Annotated in this window: 17 protein-coding genes; 9 read left to right on the top strand and 8 right to left on the bottom strand. The window is 69.4% G+C overall.

Translation table 11 applies throughout. The features are described 5' to 3' along the window. Positions 1-30: 30 nt before the first annotated feature. Entirely contained in the window at positions 31-1,182 is a 1,152-nt protein-coding gene (locus ACOMD9_RS03605; protein WP_421412181.1) for an alanine racemase, read from the bottom strand. 522 nt (positions 1,183-1,704) lie between these two features. Here ACOMD9_RS03605 and ACOMD9_RS03610 point away from each other — a divergent pair. The 3 genes from ACOMD9_RS03610 to ACOMD9_RS03620 all read left to right on the top strand — a co-directional run bounded on the left by ACOMD9_RS03610 (position 1,705) and on the right by ACOMD9_RS03620 (position 4,805). Beyond that, complete coding sequence (locus ACOMD9_RS03610) at positions 1,705-3,687, top strand: putative bifunctional diguanylate cyclase/phosphodiesterase (RefSeq protein WP_421412182.1); 1,983 nt, start codon at positions 1,705-1,707, stop codon at positions 3,685-3,687. A gap of 85 nt (positions 3,688-3,772) precedes the next feature. Next, positions 3,773-4,516 carry a creatininase family protein gene (locus ACOMD9_RS03615; protein WP_421412183.1) on the top strand — a complete coding sequence of 248 codons (744 nt, stop codon included), beginning with the start codon at positions 3,773-3,775 and terminating at the stop codon, positions 4,514-4,516. A 91-nt stretch (positions 4,517-4,607) separates the two neighbouring features. After that, positions 4,608-4,805 (top strand): tautomerase family protein, encoded by a 198-nt coding sequence (locus tag ACOMD9_RS03620; protein ID WP_421412184.1) that lies wholly within the window; start codon positions 4,608-4,610, stop codon positions 4,803-4,805. 34 nt (positions 4,806-4,839) lie between these two features. Here ACOMD9_RS03620 and ACOMD9_RS03625 read toward each other — a convergent pair whose 3' ends face one another. Next, complete coding sequence (locus tag ACOMD9_RS03625) at positions 4,840-5,733, bottom strand: bile acid:sodium symporter family protein (protein ID WP_421412185.1); 894 nt, start codon at positions 5,731-5,733, stop codon at positions 4,840-4,842. A gap of 146 nt (positions 5,734-5,879) precedes the next feature. Between ACOMD9_RS03625 and menA the strand changes: the two genes are divergently transcribed. Beyond that, the gene (menA, locus tag ACOMD9_RS03630) at positions 5,880-6,752 is read left to right on the top strand and encodes a 1,4-dihydroxy-2-naphthoate octaprenyltransferase (RefSeq protein WP_421412186.1); all 873 of its coding nucleotides are present in this window, start codon (positions 5,880-5,882) and stop codon (positions 6,750-6,752) included. 29 nt (positions 6,753-6,781) lie between these two features. Then, positions 6,782-7,627: an alpha/beta hydrolase gene (locus tag ACOMD9_RS03635; RefSeq protein WP_421412187.1), complete on the top strand. Its 846-nt coding sequence runs from the start codon at positions 6,782-6,784 to the stop codon at positions 7,625-7,627. Between the two features lie 22 nt (positions 7,628-7,649). Here ACOMD9_RS03635 and ACOMD9_RS03640 read toward each other — a convergent pair whose 3' ends face one another. Further along, entirely contained in the window at positions 7,650-8,372 is a 723-nt protein-coding gene (locus ACOMD9_RS03640; protein ID WP_421412188.1) for a YebC/PmpR family DNA-binding transcriptional regulator, read from the bottom strand. Between the two features lie 124 nt (positions 8,373-8,496). Here ACOMD9_RS03640 and ACOMD9_RS03645 point away from each other — a divergent pair, with 124 nt between their 5' ends. Together ACOMD9_RS03645 and ACOMD9_RS03650 are read left to right on the top strand one after the other, a co-directional pair. After that, positions 8,497-9,687: a M24 family metallopeptidase gene (locus tag ACOMD9_RS03645; protein WP_421412189.1), complete on the top strand. Its 1,191-nt coding sequence runs from the start codon at positions 8,497-8,499 to the stop codon at positions 9,685-9,687. Positions 9,688-9,740: 53 nt separating this feature from the next. Further along, positions 9,741-10,139 (top strand): hypothetical protein, encoded by a 399-nt coding sequence (locus ACOMD9_RS03650; RefSeq protein WP_421412190.1) that lies wholly within the window; start codon positions 9,741-9,743, stop codon positions 10,137-10,139. Positions 10,140-10,196: 57 nt separating this feature from the next. On the opposite strand, the gene ACOMD9_RS03655 is transcribed toward ACOMD9_RS03650, so the two are convergent. Genes ACOMD9_RS03655 through acsA form a run of 5 tightly spaced genes read right to left on the bottom strand, consistent with a single transcriptional unit; the run spans position 10,197 to position 15,435 of the window. Then, complete coding sequence (locus ACOMD9_RS03655) at positions 10,197-10,454, bottom strand: acyl carrier protein (RefSeq protein WP_421412191.1); 258 nt, start codon at positions 10,452-10,454, stop codon at positions 10,197-10,199. Next, positions 10,442-11,635 (bottom strand): dihydrolipoamide acetyltransferase family protein, encoded by a 1,194-nt coding sequence (locus ACOMD9_RS03660; protein ID WP_421412192.1) that lies wholly within the window; start codon positions 11,633-11,635, stop codon positions 10,442-10,444. Before ACOMD9_RS03660 ends, ACOMD9_RS03655 begins: the two co-directional genes overlap by 13 nt. Positions 11,636-11,663: 28 nt before the next feature. Continuing rightward, positions 11,664-12,650, bottom strand: a complete 987-nt coding sequence (locus tag ACOMD9_RS03665; RefSeq protein ID WP_421412193.1) for an alpha-ketoacid dehydrogenase subunit beta — start codon at positions 12,648-12,650, stop codon at positions 11,664-11,666. Next, positions 12,647-13,681: a pyruvate dehydrogenase (acetyl-transferring) E1 component subunit alpha gene (pdhA, locus tag ACOMD9_RS03670; RefSeq protein WP_421412194.1), complete on the bottom strand. Its 1,035-nt coding sequence runs from the start codon at positions 13,679-13,681 to the stop codon at positions 12,647-12,649. The genes ACOMD9_RS03665 and pdhA overlap by 4 nt, the downstream gene beginning before the upstream one ends. Continuing rightward, on the bottom strand, positions 13,681-15,435 hold the full coding sequence (gene acsA, locus ACOMD9_RS03675) for an acetate--CoA ligase (protein WP_421412195.1): 1,755 nt from the start codon (positions 15,433-15,435) through the stop codon (positions 13,681-13,683). Before acsA ends, pdhA begins: the two co-directional genes overlap by 1 nt. Before the next feature lie 234 nt (positions 15,436-15,669). Here acsA and ACOMD9_RS03680 point away from each other — a divergent pair, with 234 nt between their 5' ends. Beyond that, positions 15,670-15,891, top strand: coding sequence for a hypothetical protein (locus ACOMD9_RS03680; protein WP_421412196.1), 222 nt, complete (start codon positions 15,670-15,672; stop codon positions 15,889-15,891). Positions 15,892-16,136: 245 nt separating this feature from the next. Beyond that, complete coding sequence (locus ACOMD9_RS03685; RefSeq protein ID WP_421412197.1) at positions 16,137-20,417, top strand: nSTAND1 domain-containing NTPase; 4,281 nt, start codon at positions 16,137-16,139, stop codon at positions 20,415-20,417. Positions 20,418-20,421: the final 4 nt, after the last annotated feature.

Here is a 20,421-nt window from a genome sequence, read left to right on the forward strand (position 1 = left end):
TCCCTGGCTTCCCCAGCCTTTCACCCGCCTTTACCAGCCGTTGATTCGCGGCCAGGTGGCGATGATCTCGCAGCCGTCACCCTGGTCGCTGTCGACGAGATGATAGTGGTTGTACATGGCCGCCGTCATGCAGACATGGTTGGGATAGACGCGAAGTCGCGTCCCGACCGGCAGTTCTTCGCACGAGACGCCATCGGCCAGCGGAACCTGGCCGTGCTCCTGATAGACCCTTGCCACCTTCATCCTCTGCTTCAGGGGGTGTCCTCGCACATCGGTCACCAGCCCGAAACCGACATCATCCGGCATGTTCTCGGTGCTGCGGTCCTTGGACAGGGCCAGGGCCCCGGCGTTGATCAGCAGCCTGTTCAGCGAGGCGTGGTGGCTGCAGACCTCGGTGATCACGGAAACGGCAAGGTCGTCGACACCGCAGGAGTTGATCTGCGCCTGGAACATGTCACCGAACATGTAGACCCCCGGGCGTACTTCCGTCACGCCATCCAGCGAGCGAGCATGGAGCGCCGTCGGGGTGGATCCGATGCTGACCGTGGTGCAGGGGATGCCATGGTCACGGATTCGTTCGGCTGCCATGACCGCGGTCGCGCGCTCCGCCTCGGCGACCTCCTCGATCTCGGCGATCGAGCGACACTGGTAGGAGTGGCCGGCATGGGTCATGACGCCGGCAAAGCGTACATGAGAGGCCTCATGGGCAAGGCGGGCGATCTCGATGAGCTCCCCACTGTCGGGAAGGATCCCCGAGCGGCCTTCGCCGCAATCCAGTTCGACCTGGACCAGGAAGGTCGTATCGAGCGCCTTTCCCTTCTCGCAGATCGCTCGGGTGACCTCGACGCTGTCGGTGATCAGGGTGAGGCGAGCTCCCTGTTGCTGAATGCTGGCGACTCGCTCCAGCTGATCCGGCAGGATACAGACGGCATACTGGATGTCCACGATGCCATGACCGGCGAAATACTCGGCCTCTTTCAGCGTGGATACCGCGACACCACCGGCTTGTCCTTCCGTGGCCAGGCGTGCCACATCGATGGATTTTGCGGTCTTCAGGTGGGGGCGAAGTGCGACATTCCTGCTCCTGGCGGCATCGGCCATTCGCCGGATATTCCTCACCAGTTTCGCTCGATCGAGAATCAGGCTTGGCGTGGGAATGTCGAATAGGGTGGTAGGAGGCATGGGGGTTTCGAGACCTCTTCGGTCGTATCAATGAGAGCATCTGAATTTTTCATTGATACCCTATGCAAGTCGCGACAGGGTGGCCAATGCCGCTTTCTCCTAGCGCAATGCCGAGAACGAAAGATGTGCCACGATGGCCGGGTTCGATGCGGCATGCATCCCTTCACCCAGGTCGAGCGCAGCGGTCCGGCATGGCGATGAGACCCGAGCGGGACGTCGACAACGGGCGCCCCTGCTTCGGTCTCGGGGCGCCAGGACAGCCCTGGGCGATGTCGTCGTCGGCGGCGCCAGGCCTGGCCAGTGCCCTGCCGGCCGGGCAGCCGGGGCGGTGATCCCGACCGTGAACCATGAATCATGAGGTTAAGATGGATTATCGATTCATCTTTTGACCCCGCGAGGCGGTCGTGCTATTGACGGAAATCGCCATGCTTCATCATGAACATCGATCGATTTCAAATGGTTAGCGCTAATAAAGTGCGGCTGGATTGATCGCGTGAAACTACCACCGTGGACGTGTTCACCATGCAAGTCGCCACCCAGTGCCAGCCTCATGATCATGTCGTCCAGTTCTACGAGGACGAGACCTTCCTTGCCGATGTCGTCGCCGATTTCCTGCGGGTCGGGGCCGATGCCGGTGAACGCCTGCTGGTGCTGTTGACGCCACCCCATCTGGCGGCCGTTCTGCAGCGGCTGGAAGCCGGTGGCCTGGATACCGGTGCGGCCATGGCGAGTGGGCAACTCGTGGCACATGACGCCGAGCGTATGCTCGAGACCATCCTGCGCGACGGCATGCCGGTCGCGGCGCTGTTCGAGCGGCACATCCTCGCCGGTATCGAGTCCGTCTCCCCCTTGCCCACCCGCGCCTTCGGTGAACTGGTCGACCTGCTGTGCGCCCGGGGCAATCCCGCCGCGGCGGTGCTGCTGGAGGCGCTCTGGCATGCGGCCTGCCAGCGCCTGCCGATGACCCTGCTGTGCGGCTATGCCCTGCGGCATTTCGATCGGCCCGAGGACCAGGCGGCCTTCGACGCCATCTGCGACCATCACTCCCATGTCCTGCCGGCCGAACACTACAGCCGGCTGGAGCCGCGGCAGCAGCTGCGCGAGGTCTCCCGCCTGCAGCAGCAGGTCCAGGCGCTCGAACACGAGCGTGCCTCCCTCCGGCAGGCCGAGCGGAACCTGGTCGCGGTGCAACGGCTGTGCGGCGAGATGCTGATGGAACTGGCCGACCACGCGCTTCACGATGGGGTGACCGGCCTGACGACTCGCGGGCATGCCCAGCAACGGTTGGTGGAGCTCATCGCCGATTCTCGCGGCCAGGCGGGCGGGGTGGCCGTGCTGCATATCGACATCGACCAGCTCAAGGCGATCAACGAGTCACTGGGCCTGGAGATGGGCGACTACTACCTGCACGAGACCGCCCAGCGCATCAAGCGCTGCCTGGGCGGCCACGGGATCGTCAGTCGCCTCGGCAGCGACGAGATGATGGCGGTACTGCCGGACATCGGGCCGCTGGACGAGGTGCTGAAGGTCGTCGAGCGCCTGCTCGACTGGACCTCCAACCCCGTCGAACTGGAGGGCCACACGGTGGTCGCGGGCTGCTGTATCGGCATCAGCCTGTTTCCCGAGCATGGCCGTTCGGCCAATGAATTGATGCGCCATGCCAATCGCGCCCGGCGCCATGCCCAGCGACTCGGTCGTCGCCGCTACCATGTCTTCACCCCCGAGTTGCGCGACGACGACTTCGACCGCCTCGCCCTGCGCAGTGAACTCCGCGAGGCCCTGCCGCTCGGCGAGCTGGAGCTCTACTACCTGCCGACGCTGTGTGCACGCAGCGGCCAGGTCGTGGCCATCTCGGCACAGCCGCGCTGGCAGTCGCGCCGGTTTGCCACGATGGAATCCGCGCGCTGGATGTCGGTCGCCGAGGAGGCGGGGCAGGCGGCCATCATCGGCCAGTGGGTGCTGGCGCGGGCGTGCCGTCATGCCAAGGCCTGGATCGACGCGGGCATCGACCTGCGGGTGGCGGTGCAGGTCTCGGCCGCCGAGCTGCTGGATGGCGAGATCATCGACCGGGTCGGCGAGTTGCTGGACCACAGCGGCTTGCCGGCCGAGATGCTCGAGCTCGAGGTGAGCGAGGCTGGCCTGATGCGTGTTCCCCTGCGTGCCGCGGCCATGCTCGAGCGGCTCAAGGCGCTCGGCGTGCGGCTGACCGTCGACGAATTCTGCTGCGGACACTCGATTCTCGGGCACCTCGACCGCTTCCCGATCGATACCATCAAGATCCACGAGCCGTTCATCGCAGGCTGCCTCGACAGCCCTCATCATCAGGCGATCATCCAGTCGATGATCGGCATGGCCCACCAGCTGGGGCAGCAGGTCATCGCCGGCGGCGTGGCGACCCGGGAGCAGGCCGATTACCTGCGCCGGCAGGGTTGTGATCTCCTGCGAGGCCCTCTCTGGTCGCGCATGGAGTATCGCGACGCCCCCGATGACCCGGCTCCGGAGTAGCGTCATCGTGCCGGCCTGCGGCACGGCGTCCGTCTATCTGCCATCATCAGGTGTATCGCCGGAAGGGCTGCCAAGGAGTTGATTCATGCGACTGCAACACGCCACCTGGCAGGAGGTCGAGGCCTACCTGCAGCGCTCGACGGGCATCATCCTGCCCATCGGCTCCACCGAACAGCACGGCCCCAACGGCCTGCTGGGCACCGACGCGATCTGCCCCGAGGCCATCGCCTGGGCGCTGGGCGAGCGCCATGGCGTGCTGGTGGGGCCGACCCAGAGCATCGGCATGGCGCAGCACCACCTGGCCTTTCCGGGCACCATCACCCTGCGGCCGAGCACCCTGATCGCGGTGCTGCGCGACACCATCGTCTCCCTGGCGCGGCATGGCTTCACCCATGTGTTCCTGCTCAACGGCCATGGCGGCAACATCGCCACCGTGAACGCGGCCTTCGCCGAGGTCTACTCGGAGCGAAGCCTGCTGGGGCTGAGTGGCGAGCTCGATCTGACACTGTTCAACTGGTTCGCCGGTCGCCGGGGGCGCGAGCTGGCCGAGTCGCTGTACGGCGATGCCGAGGGGAGCCACGCCACGGCCTCGGAGGTGTCGCTCTCCTGGTTCGCCAGGCCGGAAGCCGTGAAGCAGGTGTCGATGTCGCCGCAGGTCGCGTCCCGGGGCAGTGCCCAGTGCGATGCCGACGAGTTCCGCCGCCGCTTCCCGGACGGCCGCATGGGGTCCGATCCGTCGCTGGCCAGTATCGAGCACGGTGCACGCTTCCTGGAGGCCGGCGTGGAGGATGCCTGGGAGGCCTATCGGGCCTTCACCGGCCAGGCCTGAGCCCCGCGCCCTCCGGGCAACACGAAACCCGCCGCACGGCGGGTTTCTGCTATCGTGGCCGGCTTCCCCCCCAGCGCCACAGGAGCCGACCATGCCTATTGTCACGATCCAGCAGTTCCCCCGCAGCGTGGAGCAGAAGCGCGAGCTTGCACGCCGCATCACCGAGGCCTTCGTCGAGGCCTACGATGCCCGGCCGGAATCCGTGCAGGTCTTCTTCAGCGAGGTCGACGGCGAGAACTGGTCACGGGGCGGGGTGATGGGCTGTGACCGGGAAGCCGGGTCGCGCTGAAGCCCTGCCTCTTCCGGCGGCGGCCGGAGCGCGCCTAGGGCCGCTTTGCGACCGTCGCTTCCGGATGGCGGTCACGCCACAGGCAGGCGAACATCCACAGGAACACCGGGACGTTCATCAGCAGGCCATAGAGCAGCGGCACCAGGCCGATGGCCGGCTGCTGCAGGATCACGAAGGCGACCATCATCGCCACCCCGGCATTCTGCACGCCGACCTCCACGGTGATGGCACGCACGCTGTCGTGGGGCAGGCGAAGCCGGCGGGCGACCCGGTGCCCCAGCGTCATGCCCAGCATGCACAGCAGCATGACCGCCAGGGTCTCGAGGCTGAGCAGGGCCGGCAGCCGTCCGGCGTGGCTGACGAAGAGCGCGATCACCACCGATATCATCGCCACCCCGGTAAAGACCTTCACCTTGGGCAGCAACCACGCGAGCCAGGGAGCCGTCAGGACTCGGCGCAGCAGCATGCCGGCGAGTACCGGGAACAGGGTGACCAGCAGCAGTTGCCCCACGGTGTGCCAGTAGGGCAGCGAGAAACCCCGGGCGGTGAGGCCCAGCAGTTCGAGGTTCCAGCCCATGATCAACGGCAGGGTGAAGGGGGCCTGCACGGCGGCGATGGCGGTCAGGCTGACCGACAGGGCCAGGTCGCCCTGCACCAGGTAGCTGAACATGTTCGAGGTCGCGCCCCCCGGCACCAGCGAGACCAGCAGCAGCCCGGCGGCCGCCAGCGGTGGCAAGGGCAGCAGCAGGACCAGTGCCCAGGCCAGCAGCGGCAGTGCCAGCATCTGCAGGCTCACCCCGAGCAGTACCCGGCGAGGGTGCCGCCAGGTGCGGGCAAAATCGGCCGTGGTCAGGCTGAGGCCCATGGCCATCATCACCCCGGCCAGCACCCAGGGGAGTATGACCTGGGACAACAACTCTGCGGACATCCTGCCTCCTTGCGGGGAATCGTGATCGGCCGGGCCGGCTTCCGGGGCCGGCAGGGTGGACGGGGGCCGCTGCCACGGACACAGTATGACGCATGCACGCGACAGGAGCGACGAATGGGACCTCGGCCATCAGGGACGATCATGCGGTGAACAAGCTGGCGATATGGTGGCAGACCCTGCGCCCGCGAACCCTCCCGGCGGCGCTCGGTCCCGTGATGCTGGGGCAGTCGCTGGTCGCTACGGGGCACTTCTCCTGGGCGGTTGCCGGCTTCTGCCTGCTCTGTGCGCTGGCGCTGCAGCTGGCGGTGAACCTGGCCAATGACCTGTTCGATGGCCTCGCCGGGGTGGACCAGCCGGACCGCCTGGGTCCCACCCGAGCGCTCCAGGCCGGGCTGCTGGATGCCGGCGAGCTGCGAGCCGGGCTGGCATTGACCCTGGGCATCGCGGTGGCGACGGGCCTGTGGCTGGTGATCGTCGGGCACTGGCTGCTGCTGGTGCTGGGCGGGCTCGCGGTGCTCGGCGTGCTCGGCTATAGCGGCGGACGCCGACCCTACGCCAACCGGGGGCTCGGGGAGGTCGCGGTCTGGCTGTTCTTCGGGCCGGTGGCGGTGCTGGGCAGCCTGCTCGCCCAGCAGAGCCCGATTCCCGCCCACGCCTACCTTGCCGCTGTGCTGATGGGCCTGCCGGTGGCGGCCATACTCGTCGTCAACAACCTGCGCGATCGCCATACCGACGCCCGGGCCGGCAAGATCACCCTGGCGGTGCGGCTGGGGAAGCGGAGAACCCGGCTGCTGTTCGCTACCCTGACAGTGGGGCCACTGCTGCCCAGCCTGCCCCTGCAACTGCCGCCCTGGGCCTGGCTGGCCTGGGGCGTCACGGGGCTGGTTGCACTGGGCCTGAACCGGCGGCTATGGCGCCGCGACGGTGCGGCCCTCAATCCGCTGCTGGGGCAGGCGGCACTCTACTCGCTGATGGTGGCCGGCTGGCTGATCCTGCGTTTCGTCATCGCCGCCGCCTGAGCGCGGCGTGGCCGGGCCATGGAGGTTCCATGCTGCTGCGTTTTCTCGTTGGTCTGGCGCTGGTCTATGTGCTGGTATCGACGCTGGCCTGGGGCTTCCAGAGCCGGCTGCTCTACCTGCCGCACCTGGGGCGCGAGCACGTCGGCACGCCGGCGGACCGGGGGCTGGCCTGGGAGGAGGTGACACTCGAGACCGAGGATGGGCTGCACCTCGACGCCTGGTGGATACCCGCGGACGAGCCCCGTGCCAGCCTGCTCTTCTTCCATGGCAATGCCGGCAACATTTCCCATCGGCTGGAGTCGATCCTGCAGTTCCACCGGCTGGGGCTGTCGGTGTTGATCCTCGACTACCGCGGCTATGGGCGTAGCGAGGGGAGTCCCTCCGAAGCGGGCACGGCGCTGGATGCCAGGGCGGGCTGGCGCTGGCTGGTGGAGGAGCGCGGCCATGAGCCCGGCGAGCTCGTGCTGTTCGGCCGTTCGCTGGGGGCTGCCGTGGCGGCGGAGCTGGCGAGTGCGCTGGAGTCGGGTGGCCGCCCCCCGGGGGCGGTGGTACTCGAGTCGTCGTTTCGCTCGGTGCCGAAGCTCGCCCAGCGGCTCTATCCCTTCCTGCCGGCGCGCTGGCTGGTGCGCTTCGACTATGACACCGAAGCCCACGTCAGGCGCATCACGGCGCCACTGCTGGTGATCCACAGTCGCGAGGACGAGATCATCCCCTTCGCCGAGGGACAGCTGGTATATGCCGCGGCGCGCGAGCCCAAGCGCCTGCTGGAGATCCGCGGTGGCCACAACACCGGCTTCATCGACAGCGAGCCGGACTACTCGGCGGGAATCGATGCCTTCCTGAGCGAGGAGGCTGGCCTGCCGCGACCGCCCTGAGCAGGCGGCAGCGGGTCAGGGGCTACTCGGCCACCTCGGCGTTGTGGTAGACGTTCTGCACGTCGTCCAGGTCGTTGAGGGTGTCGAGAAGCTTCTCGAACATGGCCACGTCGTCGCCCTCGACCGGGGTCATCGTCTGGGGCACGAACTGGATCTCGTCGACCTCGAAGTCGAGATCGCCGAAGGCGTCGAGCAGTGCCTGCTTGGCCTTGGCATACTCGGTATGCGGGGCGAAGACGGTGATCCGGCCCTCCTCGTTCTCGATGTCGGTGACGTCGACATCGGCCTCCATCAGCGCCTCGAGGACGGCTTCCTCGTCATCGCCGGCGAAGGCGAGGATGGCGCAGTGGTCGAACATGTGGCTGACGCTGCCCGGGGTGCCGAGCTTGCTCCTGGCCTTGTTGAAGCAGGCGCGCACGTCGCCGAACGTGCGGTTGGGGTTGTCGGTCAGGCAGTCGACGATGACCATGCAGTTGCCGGGCCCGAACCCCTCGTAGCGGGCCGGGGAGAAGTCCTCGCCGCCCACGCCGCTGGCCTTGTCCAGCGCCTTGTCGATCACGTGGCTGGGCACCTGGTCCTTCTTGGCGCGCTCGATCAGGCCGCGCAGGCTCAGGTTGCCGGCGGGATCGGTGCCGCCCTGCTTGGCGACCACATAGATCTCGCGGCCGTACTTGCTGTACACCTTGGTCTTGGCGGCGGCCGTCTTGGCCATGGATTCCTTGCGGTTCTGGAAGGCCCTGCCCATATCGTCGTCCCGTTGCGTTCAACACGAGGCTGGATTCTACGAAACCGGATGGGAAGGGAACAGCCTTATTTCGCGACTACACTGCCGTGAGGAACCGACCCAATCCTCGATCGGAGCGTCATCCATGGATTTCCATGCCTATCGCCATGCCCTGGCCGGACAACTCGCCGAGAGCGAGCTTCCCTTTCCCCCCGCCGAGCTCGAGGCCCGTCGTGATCGCGTGCGGCGGGCCATGCGCACGGCGGGGATCGAGGCGCTGCTGCTCACCGACCCCGCCGATATCTTCTACCTGACCGGCTATCACACCTTCGAGGTCTCGGTGTACACGGCCCTGGTGGTCTCGGCCCAGCGGCTGGTGCTGCAGGTGCCCTCCATCGAGACCGGCCCCGCGGTGGTCACCGCCCGGGTCGACGAGATCCTCGGTTACCGCTGGGAAGGGGTCGAGGAAGTGATCGAGCCGCTGGCCGAGACCCTGGCACCGTACCGGGCCATCGGCCTGGATGCCTTCGGCGCCGGCCTGCGCTTCGCCATCATCCGCGAGCTGCAGGCGCGGCTCGGCGCCGGGCGCTTCCGTGACGACGGCGGGACGCTGGTCGACGCCATCCGACTCGTCAAGACGCCGGCGGAGCTCGACTGCCTGCGCGAGAGCGCACGGATCACCTCGGCCGGCCTCGCCGCCGCCGAGGCGGTGATCGCCCCCGGGGTCACCGACAACGAGGTCGCTGCCGAGGGCGCCCGGGCGATGCTGGCGGCCGGAGGCGAGTTCATGAGCCTGCAGCCCATCGTCACCAGCGGGCGGCGCATCAGCATCATCCACGTCAACCACAAGCGCCGGGCCATCGGTCGCGACGAGCCGGTCTTCCTGGAGTTCGGCTCGGCCTTCCAGCGCTACACCGCGCCGATGATGCGCACCGCCGTGGCCGGCCGGGCCAGCCGCCAGATGCAGGAGGTCCGGGACCTGTGTCGCGGCCTCTTCGAGGCGCTGCTCGCCGAGATGCGCCCCGGCAATACCTTCGACGATGCCGCCCGGGCCGCCGAGGCGGTGTTGGCACCCCATGCCGACCGGCTGTTCTTCTCGGGGGTGTTCGGCTATGCGGTGGGGGCCCAGTTCCCGCCCAGCTGGGTCGAGGGCACCGGCTATATCGCCCGCGGCCAGCCGCGCGAGTTCGCCGCCGACATGGTCTTCCACCTGCCGCTCTGCCTGCGCCTGCCGGGGCAGTGGGGCATCGGACTGAGCGATACCGTGCGGGTCACCCCGGGTGGCGGCGAGCCACTCACCGACAACGATTGGCAACTGGCCGAGCGTCCCGGCTGAGGTCGTGAATCCGGTGGCAGCAACGTCATACGATGGTTACAGGAGGTGATCTCATGCCAGCGCTCAAGTTGATCCTGGCCGGCCTGGCACTCTCGATGGCCGGCCTCGTCCCGGCCGACGAGGCCCAGCGCCATCCTGACGTGGTCGGGGTCGAGGTGGCCCCGGCCGGCGAGAACCGCTTCGACTTCGACGTGACCCTCTCGTCTCCCTACGACTCCCCGTCGCGGTACGCGGACGCCTTCCGGGTGCTCGGGCCCGACGACCGGGAGCTCGGCGTGCGCGAACTGCTGCACCACCATGCCAACGAGCAGCCCTTCACCCGGCGACTTTCCGGTGTGGAAATCCCGGCCGGTATCGAGCGCGTGACCGTGCAGGGGCGCGACCAGGCGCATGGCTGGGGCGGCGAGACCCGGACGGTGCGCCTCCCCGGAAGACGGGACGATGATGGCTGAGGGCGTGGGGCGCGCCGCGGATAGCCGCGGCGGGCATCGTCCGCGACGATCGCCGATTCAGGCGGTCAGCCGTCGCGCCAGGTAGTCGATCAGGCCGTCCAGGGTGGCGAGTTCGCGGTAGTCGCTCTCCGGTACGCTGACGCCGAGGCGCTTCTCGAGGTCGACCAGGATGTTGAGGAAGTCGAAGGAGTCGATCTCCAGCGGCTCCCGCCAGGGGCGGTCGGGGCGCAGCGAGTCGATGTCGGCCTCGGGGGCCACCGCCAGGATGCAGTCGATGACGGTATCGCGGAGGGCGTCGCGGCTCAGGTCGGCCATAGGCGTTCGGGCTCCTGCAGGTAGTCGGTGAGCTGGTTCAGGAAGCGGGCGCCGATGGCGCCATCGGTGACCCGGTGGTCGGCGGCGAGCGAGGCGTGCAGGCAGCGGGCGGCGACCACCTGGCCATCGCGAACCCAGGGGCGTTCGACGATGCACCCGAAGCCCACCAGCGCCACCTGGGCCGGATAGATCACCCCCTGCATGCTCTCCACGCCGAGGTCGCCCAGGTTGGTGATCGTGAGACCGGCAGCGGTGAGCTCGGAGCTCCTCAGTCGGTCCTGGCGGGCGCGCGTCAGCAGGTCGCGCAGGGCGCTCATCATGGCGTCCGGAGACAGCCGGTCGGCGTCACGCAGCGCCGGGGCCACCAGGCCGCCGCCGCGCAGGGCGATGGCCACCCCCAGGTGTACGCCCCGGGCCGCGTGGAACTTGCCGTCGAGGTACCAGCCGTTGAGCTCCGGGACCTGGCGCAGGGCCAGTGCCACGGCGCGCAGCTGCAGCACCGGGAAGATCAGCCGCTCGGCCACCGGGCGCTCGACGTTGTAGGCCTCGAGCCATGCCAGGGCCGGCTCCACGCAGAGGGTGTGGCCCAGGTAGTAGTGGGGAATCTCGCGCTTGGAGCGGGCCATGGCGGCGGCGATGGCCTGGCGCATGGCGGCGTGGGCGTCGGCCGTGGGGGCTGCCCGGGCGGAAGGGGCGGGCTCGCCGGCCTCGGCCACGCGTTCGATATCGTCCAGGGTAATGCTGCCCCCGGCACCGCTGCCGCTCACGCCTGCCGGGTCGAGGCCCAGCTCGGCGGCCCGCTTGCGCGCGGCCGGGGAGATACGCAGGCGCTCGCCGGCGGCCGGCGCCTCCGGCGTCGCCCTGGCTGGCGGCGGCGCGATGTCGGGTGTCCCGGGGGCTTCGGGGGTGGGGCGGGCGGCCGGCGCCTCCCGGCCGGCGTCCTCGCCCTCGCCGCGAACCAGGGCCAGCACCTCGCCCACCGGCACCTTGTCGCCTTCCTCCACCACCAGCCGCTCCACGGTGCCGGCCTCCCAGATCTCCACGTCGATGGCGCCCTTCTGGGTCTCCACCACGGCGACGACCTGGCCGCGCTCGACCCGGTCGCCGGGCCGGATGTTCCACTCGACCAGGGTGCCGCTCTCCATGTCGGCCCCCAGCGAGGGCATGCGAAACTCGCTCATGGGTGTGTCCCTCTCGCCTGCCTGTGCATCAGCCGAGCAGCCGCCGGACGGCGGCGGCGATATCCTCGGCCTGGGGGATCGCCGCGTCCTCGAGGTGCTTGGGGTAGGGCACCGGCACCTCCTGGCTGCAGACCCGCACCGGCGGGGCATCCAGCTCGAAGAAGGCCTGCTCGTTGATGCGGGTGATGATCTCGGCCGACAGGCTGCCGCTACGCCACCCCTCGTCGATCACCACCACCCGGTGGGTCTTCGCCACGCTGGCCATGATCGCCGCGTCGTCCAGGGGGCGCAGGGTGCGCAGGTCGAGCACCTCGGCGTCGATGCCCTCGCTCGCCAGCTGTTCGGCGGCCGCCAGGGTCTTGTGCAACATGCCGCCGTAGGTGATCAGGCTGACCTGGCTGCCCTCGCGGCGGATGGCGGCGTGGTCGATGTCCACCGCCTGCACCTCGTCCTCGACCTCGCCTTCGACCCCCAGCAGCAGGGCATGCTCGAAGATCAGCACCGGGTCGGGGTCCTCCAGGGCGGTGAGCAGCATGCCGCGGGCGTCCTCGTGGGTGGCGGGGGTGACGATGCGCAGCCCCGGGATATGGGCATACCAGCCCTCCAGGCTGTGCGAGTGCTGGGCGGCGAGCTGGCGGCCGCCGCCGGTGGTCATGCGGATCACCAGCGGCACGCTGAACTGGCCCCCGGACATGTGCCGCAGGGTCGCCGCGTTGTTCATGATCTGGTCGAGGGCCAGCAGGCTGAAGTTCACCGTCATGATCTCGACGATGGGGCGCATGCCGTTGAGCGCCGCCCCGATGCCGGCACCGGTGAAGGTCGATTCGGAGAGCGGCGTGTCGCGGATGCGCGCCTCGCCGAACTCCTCCAGCAGGCCGTGGCTGACCGCATAGGTGCCGCCGTAGCGGCCCACGTCCTCGCCCATCAGGAACACCCGCTCATCCCTCAGCAGGGCCTCGCGAAGCCCTTCGCGCAGGGCCTCCCGATAGGGCAGTGTGCGGCTCGTGTCGCTCATGGCCGCGCCTCCGTGCCGGTCGGTGGCTGGCGGGCATAGACATCGCGGCAGAGCGTCTCCTCCGGCTCCCAGGTGCCCGCCTCGGCGAAGGCCACCGCCGCGTCGATCTCTTCGGCCACCTCCCGCTCGATCGCCTCGCGTACCCCGTCCTCGAGCAGGCCGGCGGCCAGGGCGTCGCGCATGAAGGTGTCGATGGGACAGCGCTTCTTCCACTGCTCGACCTCCGCCTTGTCGCGGTAGCGTTCGGGGTCGAACATCGAGTGGGCGCGAAAACGGTAGGTCCGGTACTCCAGGAACATGGGGCCCTGGCCGCTGCGCACGTACGCCACGGCTGCCTCGGTGGCCCTGGCCACCGCCACCACGTCCATGCCGTCCACCCACTCGCTGGGCATGCGGTAGCTGGCCGCCTTGGCGGCGAGGTCGGTCTGGGACTGGGCGCGCTCGAGCGCGGTGCCCATGGCGTAGTAGTTGTTCTCGCACAGGAACAGCACCGGCAGCTGCCACAGCGCGGCGAGGTTGGCCGACTCGTGGAACTCGCCCTCGGCCACGGCGCCGTCGCCGAAGAAGCAGGCGGTGACGCTGTCCTGTCCGCGCAGCTTGTCGGCCAGGGCAACCCCAACGGCCAGCGGCAGGGCACCGGCGACGATGGCATTGCCGCCGAGGAAGCGCCGGCCGGCATCGAACAGGTGCATGGAGCCCCCGCGGCCGCGACTGCAGCCCTCCTGCTTGCCGTACATCTCGGCCATGATCTCGCCGGCGGGCACGCCGCGAGCCAGGGCGTGGCCATGCTCCCGGTAGGTGGCCAGCACATGGTCCCGCTCGCCCAGGGTGGGCATGGCACCGGCGGCGATCGCCTCCTCGCCGATGTAGAGGTGCAGGAAGCCACGGATCTTGCCGGCGCTGTAGAGTTCGGCGCACTTCTCCTCGAAGCGCCGGATGCGGATCATCTGCCACAGCAGCGCACGGGCCTGGGCGGGGTCGTCCAGGCCGGCACTGCCGGTGGCGGGCCGGGTGGTGGCGTCGTCACTCATCAGGAGCTCTCCAGGGTGGAAGTGTCGCCTTCGGGCAGGCCGAGTTCGCGGGCCTTGAGCAGGCGGCGCATGATCTTGCCGCTGCGGGTCTTCGGCAGCGTGGGCTGGATGTCGATCTCCTTGGGTGCCACCGCCGGGCCCAGGCGCTTGCGGGCGAAGCCGAGCAGCTCGCGACGCAATGTCGCGCTGGCCTCGAAGCCCGGCTTGAGCGCGACGAAGGCCTTGACCACCTCGCCCACCACCGGGTCGGGCTTGCCGATCACCCCGACCTCGGCCACCGCCGGGTGCTCCATCAGTGCCGACTCCACCTCGAAGGGACCGATCAGGTGGCCGGCGGACTTGATCATGTCGTCGGCACGGCCGACGAACCAGAAGTAGCCGTCGGGATCGCGACGAGCGAGATCGCCGGTGAGGTACCAGTCACCGTCGAAGCAGCGCCGGTAGCGGGCCTCCTCGTGCAGGTAGGCGCGAAACATCGACGGCCAGCCGGCACGCAGGGCGAGCTCGCCCTCCTCGTCGTATCGGCTCACCGGCTTGATGCCGCCGCCGGGGAGGTGGCGCATCACGGCGGCCTCGATGCCGGGCAGCGGCTTGCCCATGGCACCCGGGCGGATGTCCACGGCGGCAAAGTTGGCGATCATGATCCCGCCGGTCTCGGTCTGCCACCAGTTGTCATGGATCGGCAGGCCGAAGGCCTCGACGCCCCAGGACACCGCCTGGGGGTTGAGGGGTTCACCGACGCTGGCGATGAAGCGCAGCGTGGGAAATCGGTGGGCCTTCGCGACGGCAGTCCCGCCCTTCATCATCATGCGGATGGCGGTGGGGGCGGTGTACCAGACGCTGACCCCCTCGGCCTCGAGGATCTCGTACCAGCGCTCGGCGTCGAACTCTGCCTCGTCCACCACCAGGGTCGCGCCGATGGAGAGCGGGGCGATGATGCCGTAGGAGGTGCCGGTGACCCAGCCGGGATCGGCGGTGCACCAGAAGACATCGTTCTGGCGCAGGTCGAGGGCGAAGCGGGCGGTGGCGTGATGGGCCACCACGGCCTGGTGGACATGCAGGGCGCCCTTGGGCTTGCCGGTGGTGCCGCTGGTGAAGTGCAGCAGCGCCGGGTCTTCCGGAGCCGTGGCCGGTATCACGTAGCGGTCCGAGGCCGCGTCGAGCAGAGGCCCGAGCTCCCGGGTGCCGGGTGGCAGCTCCGGCTCGTCATCGTCGCGGACCACCAGGACATGGTCGAGGTGGGTGAGCGCCTCGCGAATCGGTGCCACCTTGCGACGGTAGAGGCTGGTGGTGGTCACCAGTACCCGGCCCTCGCCGATGGTGAGGCGGGTGGCGATGGGTTCCGGACCGAAGGCGGAGAACAGGGGGGTGACCACGGCGCCGTGCTTGAGGGAGCCCAGGACGGTGACATAGAGCTCGGGAATCCGCCCGGCGAGCACGAAGACGCCGGCACCTCGCGCCAGGTCCAGCCCGGCCAGCACGTTGGCGAAGCGGCTGCTCAGTGCGGCGAGCTCGGCATAGGAGATATCGCGTCGCGCCCCCGCCTTGCCCCGCCAGCGAAGGGCAGTGCGTCTGCCCAGGGTCCCCGTGGCATGTCGATCCACCGCCTCATGGGCGATGTTCAGTCCACGCCCCTCGGGCAGGCCCTCCAGCCAGCTCTCGGCGTCCTGCCAGGAGAATCGGGCGCATACCGCCTTGTAGTCGTCCAGCACCGCGCCTCGTGCCTCGGCGCGGCTCTTGCGAAGAATCTCCATGGCCAGCAACCCTCCGGTGCAGCATCACCCCCAAGCATAGTCCGGTCACACCGATACGCTTGAGCGTGATGGCGACGGCTTGACTTGCGACAAGTCGGGGAGGGATGCGAGGTACCCCGGCAGGCGAGCAGCTATAACTACACTGAGTGTTCCGGGGGGAGTTCGTCTCCCCGGCAGCCCGTCGCAGTGCCGGTCGGCGCCCGCGACCCGTCAGCATGGATTCTGGAGGACGTCATGACTCAGACCGTTACCGCTGCCTACGGCAGTATCGACAAGGCCAACAATGCCTTCGATGAGCTGGTCTCCGAGGGCTTTCCCCGCGAGAAGCTCTTCCTCGACAAGGAGACCAGCCAGGTCAAGGTGATCATCCCGGATACCTCGAAGCCGGAGGCGGAGGAGATCCTGCGGCGCCACGAGCCGGACGAGGTCTGGGCACGCCCCTTCGAGGCCTCCTAGGGACGCCTTCGAGCCGTCCCGGGGACGATGGCGCCGGGTGACAGGGAAGGGGTGATGCGGTCGGCGGTCCGCCACGGCCCCCGGGCCATCCCCGGGGGCCATGACGGGGGCATGGTGGACGGGCCGCGTGCGGGTGTGGTGCCGGCGCCCGCTTCCTGGCCGGCCTCGGCGAGGGGCAGGAAGTGCCCGGCGGTCGCACCCGAGGACACCGGTGGCCCACCGGGATGGCGTCGAGTGACGGACCGATGAGCACGCTCTTCATCAGCCACAGCAGTGCCGACAACGCCGCGGCCAGTGAGATGGCCCGCTGGCTGCAACGCCATGGTCATCGCTCGGTCTTCCTGGACTTCGATCCGGAACACGGCATTCCCCCCGGGCGCGACTGGGAGGATGAGCTCTACCGCCAGCTGCGCGCCTGCCAGGCCTTCATCGTGCTGTGCAGTGAACCGGCCATGACGTCATGTTGGTGCCTGGCGGAATTGAGTCACGCCCGTGCCCTCGGCAAGCCGATCTTTCCCGTGCGCATCGCCCCCTGCACGCTGCGCCCCCAGCTGGCGGAGTTGCAGCTCATCGACCTGGTCAAGGAACCGCAGGCGGGCTACGAACGATTGCGCGGGGCCCTGACCGAGGTGTTCGACTGGGACCGACGCCGCCCGCCCTATCCGGGGATGATGGCGTTCGAGGAGGCGGATGCCGCCATCTTCTTCGGTCGCGATGCCGAGATCCAGCAGGCCCTGGATCGTCTTCAGCAAGTGCGGCGCTTCGGCGGGCCGCGACTGCAGCTGTTCCTGGGGGCTTCGGGCAGCGGCAAGTCGTCGCTGGTGCGCGCCGGGATCATGCCGCGACTGCGCGCCACGCCCGATGCCTGGACGCCGATCGGCCCCATCCGCCCCGGTGACCGTCCCCTGGATGAGCTGCTGGCCCAGCTGAGGCGCGGATTGGCCGCCGAAGGGGTAGCGAACGAGGAGCTCCTGGCGCTGGCGTCCCGGGCCGAGACGGCTCCCCGGCGCCTGCTGATCGAGGCCCAGCAGGCGCTGCGACAGCGGCCCGGCAGGGCGCATGCGACCCTGCTCCTGGTCATCGACCAGCTCGAGGAGCTGCTGTCGCCCTCGGCCCAGGCCGAGCAGTGCATGCGGCTCCTGCAGCCCGTCCTGCGGGATCCCGACTCCCCGGTGCTGGTCATCACCACCCTGCGCTCCGACTTCCTCGGTTCCCTCCAGGCGCACCCCGACTGGCGGGACCTCCGACCGGAGATGGTCACCGTGGCGCCCTTGTCGGTGGAGGGCTTCTCGGCGGTCATCGAGGGACCGGCGGAGCTCGCCGGACTCGACCTCGAGCCCGGCCTGGTCCGGGCCATGGTGGCGGAAACCGCCACCCAGGACGCCCTGCCGCTGCTGGCCTTCACCCTGCGCGAGCTGTGGGAGATGGGCGGGGCGGATGGACGCCTCACCCTGGCCGAGTATCGACGCCTCGGTGGCCTGGAGGGGGCAGTGGCCAAGGCCGCCCAGGCGGTGTTCGACGCCGTCGCGCCCTCCCGGGCGCAGAAGCAGGTGTTGCGCGCCGCCCTCTTCGCGCTGGTGCGACTCGACGAGGAGGGGCGCTACACGCGCCAGGTCGTGCGTTGGGAGGACCTGCCCGCCGCCAGCCATCCGCTGCTCGAGCCGTTCGTCCAGGCGCGGCTGTTGATCGCCGGGAGCCACGGCGGGGAGCGCACCCTGGAGGTGGCCCACGAATCGCTGTTCCGGGTGTGGAAGAAGCTCAGCGACTGGCTGGAGGAGAATCGCGAAGGACTGCAGGTCCACAACGGGCTGCGGCGTGCCGCCCGGGAGTGGCAGAGCGGCGGTCGCCCCGCCGAGCTGCTGAACCATCGCGGCAGTCGTCTGCAGGCCGCCCGGGTCCTGGCGCGCACCGGCCCGGTTCCCCTCGGTGACACGGAGCTGGCCTATCTGCAGGCCTGTCGCAGCCGGGAACGGTGGAAACAACTCGGGATTGGCGCCGGTCTCGTGGCCGCGGTGATCGTGGTCATCGGCTTGTCCTGGCAGGAGTGGTCGCGTCTCCAGCAGGTGCAGGAAGCCCGGCGGAGCCAGGTCAACTTGCACTGGGCCAGCGGGGTGAGTGCCCGCGACCGGGAGGCCCAGCCCCTCAAGGCGAGCCATCATCTTGTCCATGCCGCGGAACTGGCGAGCGCCCCGGCGCGCGCGGCCAGTGCCTATTGGGCCGCGGGATGGCTGGGGCGTGGCCCGATGCTGGTGGGGGGCGCGGATCTCGATCGGGTGCCGATCTCCGCCGCCTTCGATGCCGTCGTCGGTGCGGTGCGGCTATGGAGCCACGATGGTGCCAGCCAGGTCTGGCGCTGGGCGGAAGATGATGCCCCGCCGCCCCTGACCGAGGGGAGTCGCCGTGCCCAGCTTGTATCCCCGGACGGCCGCCCCTGGATCCGCTGGATCGCCCTCCATGGCGACGACGGCGTCGTGGAGATTCGTGACCGGCAGAGTGGCGCCTTGGGGATCACGACCTCAGCAGATGAGTTCGGCGTATGGATAGGCGGTCACCAGGAGGCCACGGCGGTGAGCGTGCATGGCCAGGACATGCGGGTCTGGGACCTGGAGAGCGGTGAGGCGCGCGACGAGTGGCAGCAGGCGCACGGGGTGGCCGGCGTGGCGATTTCCCCGGACGGAGCGCGGCTGCTGATCTGGACGGATGATGGTGAGGTGCTGCTCTGGCACGAGGGACGCCTCCGGGTGGTGGCCCCTCCCGCCGAGAATATCGCCGATCAGGTCGTCGGCGGCGTCCTGGGCCGGCAGGCGGACGAGGTCGTGCTCTGGCGGAGGGATGGTCGCCTGTGGCTCCCCGAGCGGCCGGACGTCGAGCTGTCACCGGTGGAGGGCGGGTTCTGCGGCCGGAGGGCCATCGGCGCCCGCTTCCTCGACACGCCCTCGCGTCTGTTGATCTGGAACCATGGCGCCTGCGGCACGGCGCAGTTGTGGGATCTCGAGGCGCAGCCCCCCCGGGGTGCCGTGATGCGTCATGGCGATGAGGCGCATGAGCTGGCTCCTCCGGCGATCCAGGGCGAGCGTCTCCTGACCTGGAGTCAAGGGGGGGGGCCGGCACGGCTCTGGCACAGCGCGACCGGCGAGGCATTGGCCAGCCTCGATGCCGTCGTGACGGGAGCAGGTTTCGCTGCGGACGACCTGCTGCTGACCTGGGGGGAACGCGAGGCCCGGCTCTGGTCGAGCCAGAGTGGGGAGCCTCGGGGGTTACCGCTGCGCCATGGGGCGTCGGTCAGGGAGGTGATTGCCAGCGCAGACGGGCAGCGCCTGCTCAGCCGGGCGGTCGACGGCAGCCTGCGGCTATGGGAAGCGCCACCTGAGCCGACCATGTTGACACGGCGGTTGCCGGAGGCGGTACTCGATGCCGTGCTGGTGACGGGGGAGGCGACGGTCCGCGCCGTCGCCCACGACGGTGAGGTCTATCTCTGGTCAACGAGCGACGATGCGCCGCTGGAGCGACTCCCGCTGGACCCCGACGCCGCGTTCGCCGCCTTCGCCCCCGGCGGCGATCGGCTGGTGACCGCCGACGTGAACGGCGAGGTTCGTCTGTGGAACTGGGAGCAGGACGGCTTCCAGCCACTGGTTACACCCGGCGGCACCGCCGGCAACGACCCCGTGGCCGGTGTGGCCTGGGGGGGCGCCGACCGCCTGCTGTTCTGGGGCCTGCGAGACTGTACCGCCTGGCTCTGGCGGGTCGGTAGTGCCCGGGTGGTGCCGATCGAACATGGCGAAGAGGGGCAGGAGGCCTGTCGTCTGCGCGGCGCGACCCTGGCCACCGATGGCAGCGGGCGTGGGCTGACCTGGGGGGAGGACCGACGCCTGCGGCTCTGGGACCTCAGGGAAGGCGCTCCCGTGCTGCTGCAGACGCTCGCCGAGGACGTGCTGGTGCGCTCGGCCGAGCTCGACGGCGATCGCCTGCTGGTCGCCAGCGACGAGGGGGGCATCGCTCTGTCCTGGCTGAGTGGTCGCGATGCCGAGCGGGTGCTGCCGCATGCGGCGATCCGTGGCGCGCGCTTGGCTGCCGATGGCGGGCGGCTCCTGAGCTGGGGGGGCGGCAGCGCGCGCATCTGGGAGGATGAGGGCAGGACATTACTGGCTTTCCTGACTCCAGCGGGCGAACTCGTCGAGGCGGCCTTCCTCCCGGGCGGGGAGCGCATGCTCGGCTGGCAGGCCGATGGGGGCGTGCAGGTTTGGGAGGCGCTCGGTGGTCACCCCCTGACCCCCGTCTTGCGTGGGCCGTGGCCCAGCGCCACGGCGCTCGACAGCGATGTCGGGGCCGCGGGGATCCGGCTGCTGATCGCCGCGAGGGATCGCCTCACCCTGTGGCGGTTGCCGGCGTTCGCCACACCCCCCTCCCGGCCGGCGTTGCACCAGGAGGTGCTGACCGGTACTCGGCTGACGCCTCCCGGCGAAGTGGAAGTGCTCTCGGCGGAGGCGTGGCGCAGCCTCGCCGGTGACCTCGCCGCCTCGGACTAGAGGC

The organism is Halomonas terrestris (assembly GCF_049166755.1).
Classification (GTDB): Bacteria; Pseudomonadota; Gammaproteobacteria; order Pseudomonadales; family Halomonadaceae; genus Halomonas.

What these genes read in the sequence shown, in the direction of transcription:
- ACOMD9_RS03640 (WP_421412188.1), bottom strand. Translation starts at nt 8,372, where the DNA reads ATGGGCAGGGCCTTCCAGAACCGCAAGGAATCCATGGCCAAGACGGCC.
- pdhA (WP_421412194.1), bottom strand. Translation starts at nt 13,681, where the DNA reads ATGAGTGACGACGCCACCACCCGGCCCGCCACCGGCAGTGCCGGCCTG.
- ACOMD9_RS03665 (WP_421412193.1), bottom strand. Translation starts at nt 12,650, where the DNA reads ATGAGCGACACGAGCCGCACACTGCCCTATCGGGAGGCCCTGCGCGAA.
- ACOMD9_RS03650 (WP_421412190.1), top strand. Translation starts at nt 9,741, where the DNA reads ATGCCAGCGCTCAAGTTGATCCTGGCCGGCCTGGCACTCTCGATGGCC.
- ACOMD9_RS03625 (WP_421412185.1), bottom strand. Translation starts at nt 5,733, where the DNA reads ATGTCCGCAGAGTTGTTGTCCCAGGTCATACTCCCCTGGGTGCTGGCC.
- ACOMD9_RS03610 (WP_421412182.1), top strand. Translation starts at nt 1,705, where the DNA reads ATGCAAGTCGCCACCCAGTGCCAGCCTCATGATCATGTCGTCCAGTTC.
- ACOMD9_RS03605 (WP_421412181.1), bottom strand. Translation starts at nt 1,182, where the DNA reads ATGCCTCCTACCACCCTATTCGACATTCCCACGCCAAGCCTGATTCTC.
- ACOMD9_RS03635 (WP_421412187.1), top strand. Translation starts at nt 6,782, where the DNA reads ATGCTGCTGCGTTTTCTCGTTGGTCTGGCGCTGGTCTATGTGCTGGTA.
- ACOMD9_RS03680 (WP_421412196.1), top strand. Translation starts at nt 15,670, where the DNA reads ATGACTCAGACCGTTACCGCTGCCTACGGCAGTATCGACAAGGCCAAC.
- acsA (WP_421412195.1), bottom strand. Translation starts at nt 15,435, where the DNA reads ATGGAGATTCTTCGCAAGAGCCGCGCCGAGGCACGAGGCGCGGTGCTG.
- ACOMD9_RS03660 (WP_421412192.1), bottom strand. Translation starts at nt 11,635, where the DNA reads ATGAGCGAGTTTCGCATGCCCTCGCTGGGGGCCGACATGGAGAGCGGC.
- ACOMD9_RS03645 (WP_421412189.1), top strand. Translation starts at nt 8,497, where the DNA reads ATGGATTTCCATGCCTATCGCCATGCCCTGGCCGGACAACTCGCCGAG.
- ACOMD9_RS03655 (WP_421412191.1), bottom strand. Translation starts at nt 10,454, where the DNA reads ATGGCCGACCTGAGCCGCGACGCCCTCCGCGATACCGTCATCGACTGC.
- ACOMD9_RS03685 (WP_421412197.1), top strand. Translation starts at nt 16,137, where the DNA reads ATGAGCACGCTCTTCATCAGCCACAGCAGTGCCGACAACGCCGCGGCC.
- ACOMD9_RS03620 (WP_421412184.1), top strand. Translation starts at nt 4,608, where the DNA reads ATGCCTATTGTCACGATCCAGCAGTTCCCCCGCAGCGTGGAGCAGAAG.
- ACOMD9_RS03615 (WP_421412183.1), top strand. Translation starts at nt 3,773, where the DNA reads ATGCGACTGCAACACGCCACCTGGCAGGAGGTCGAGGCCTACCTGCAG.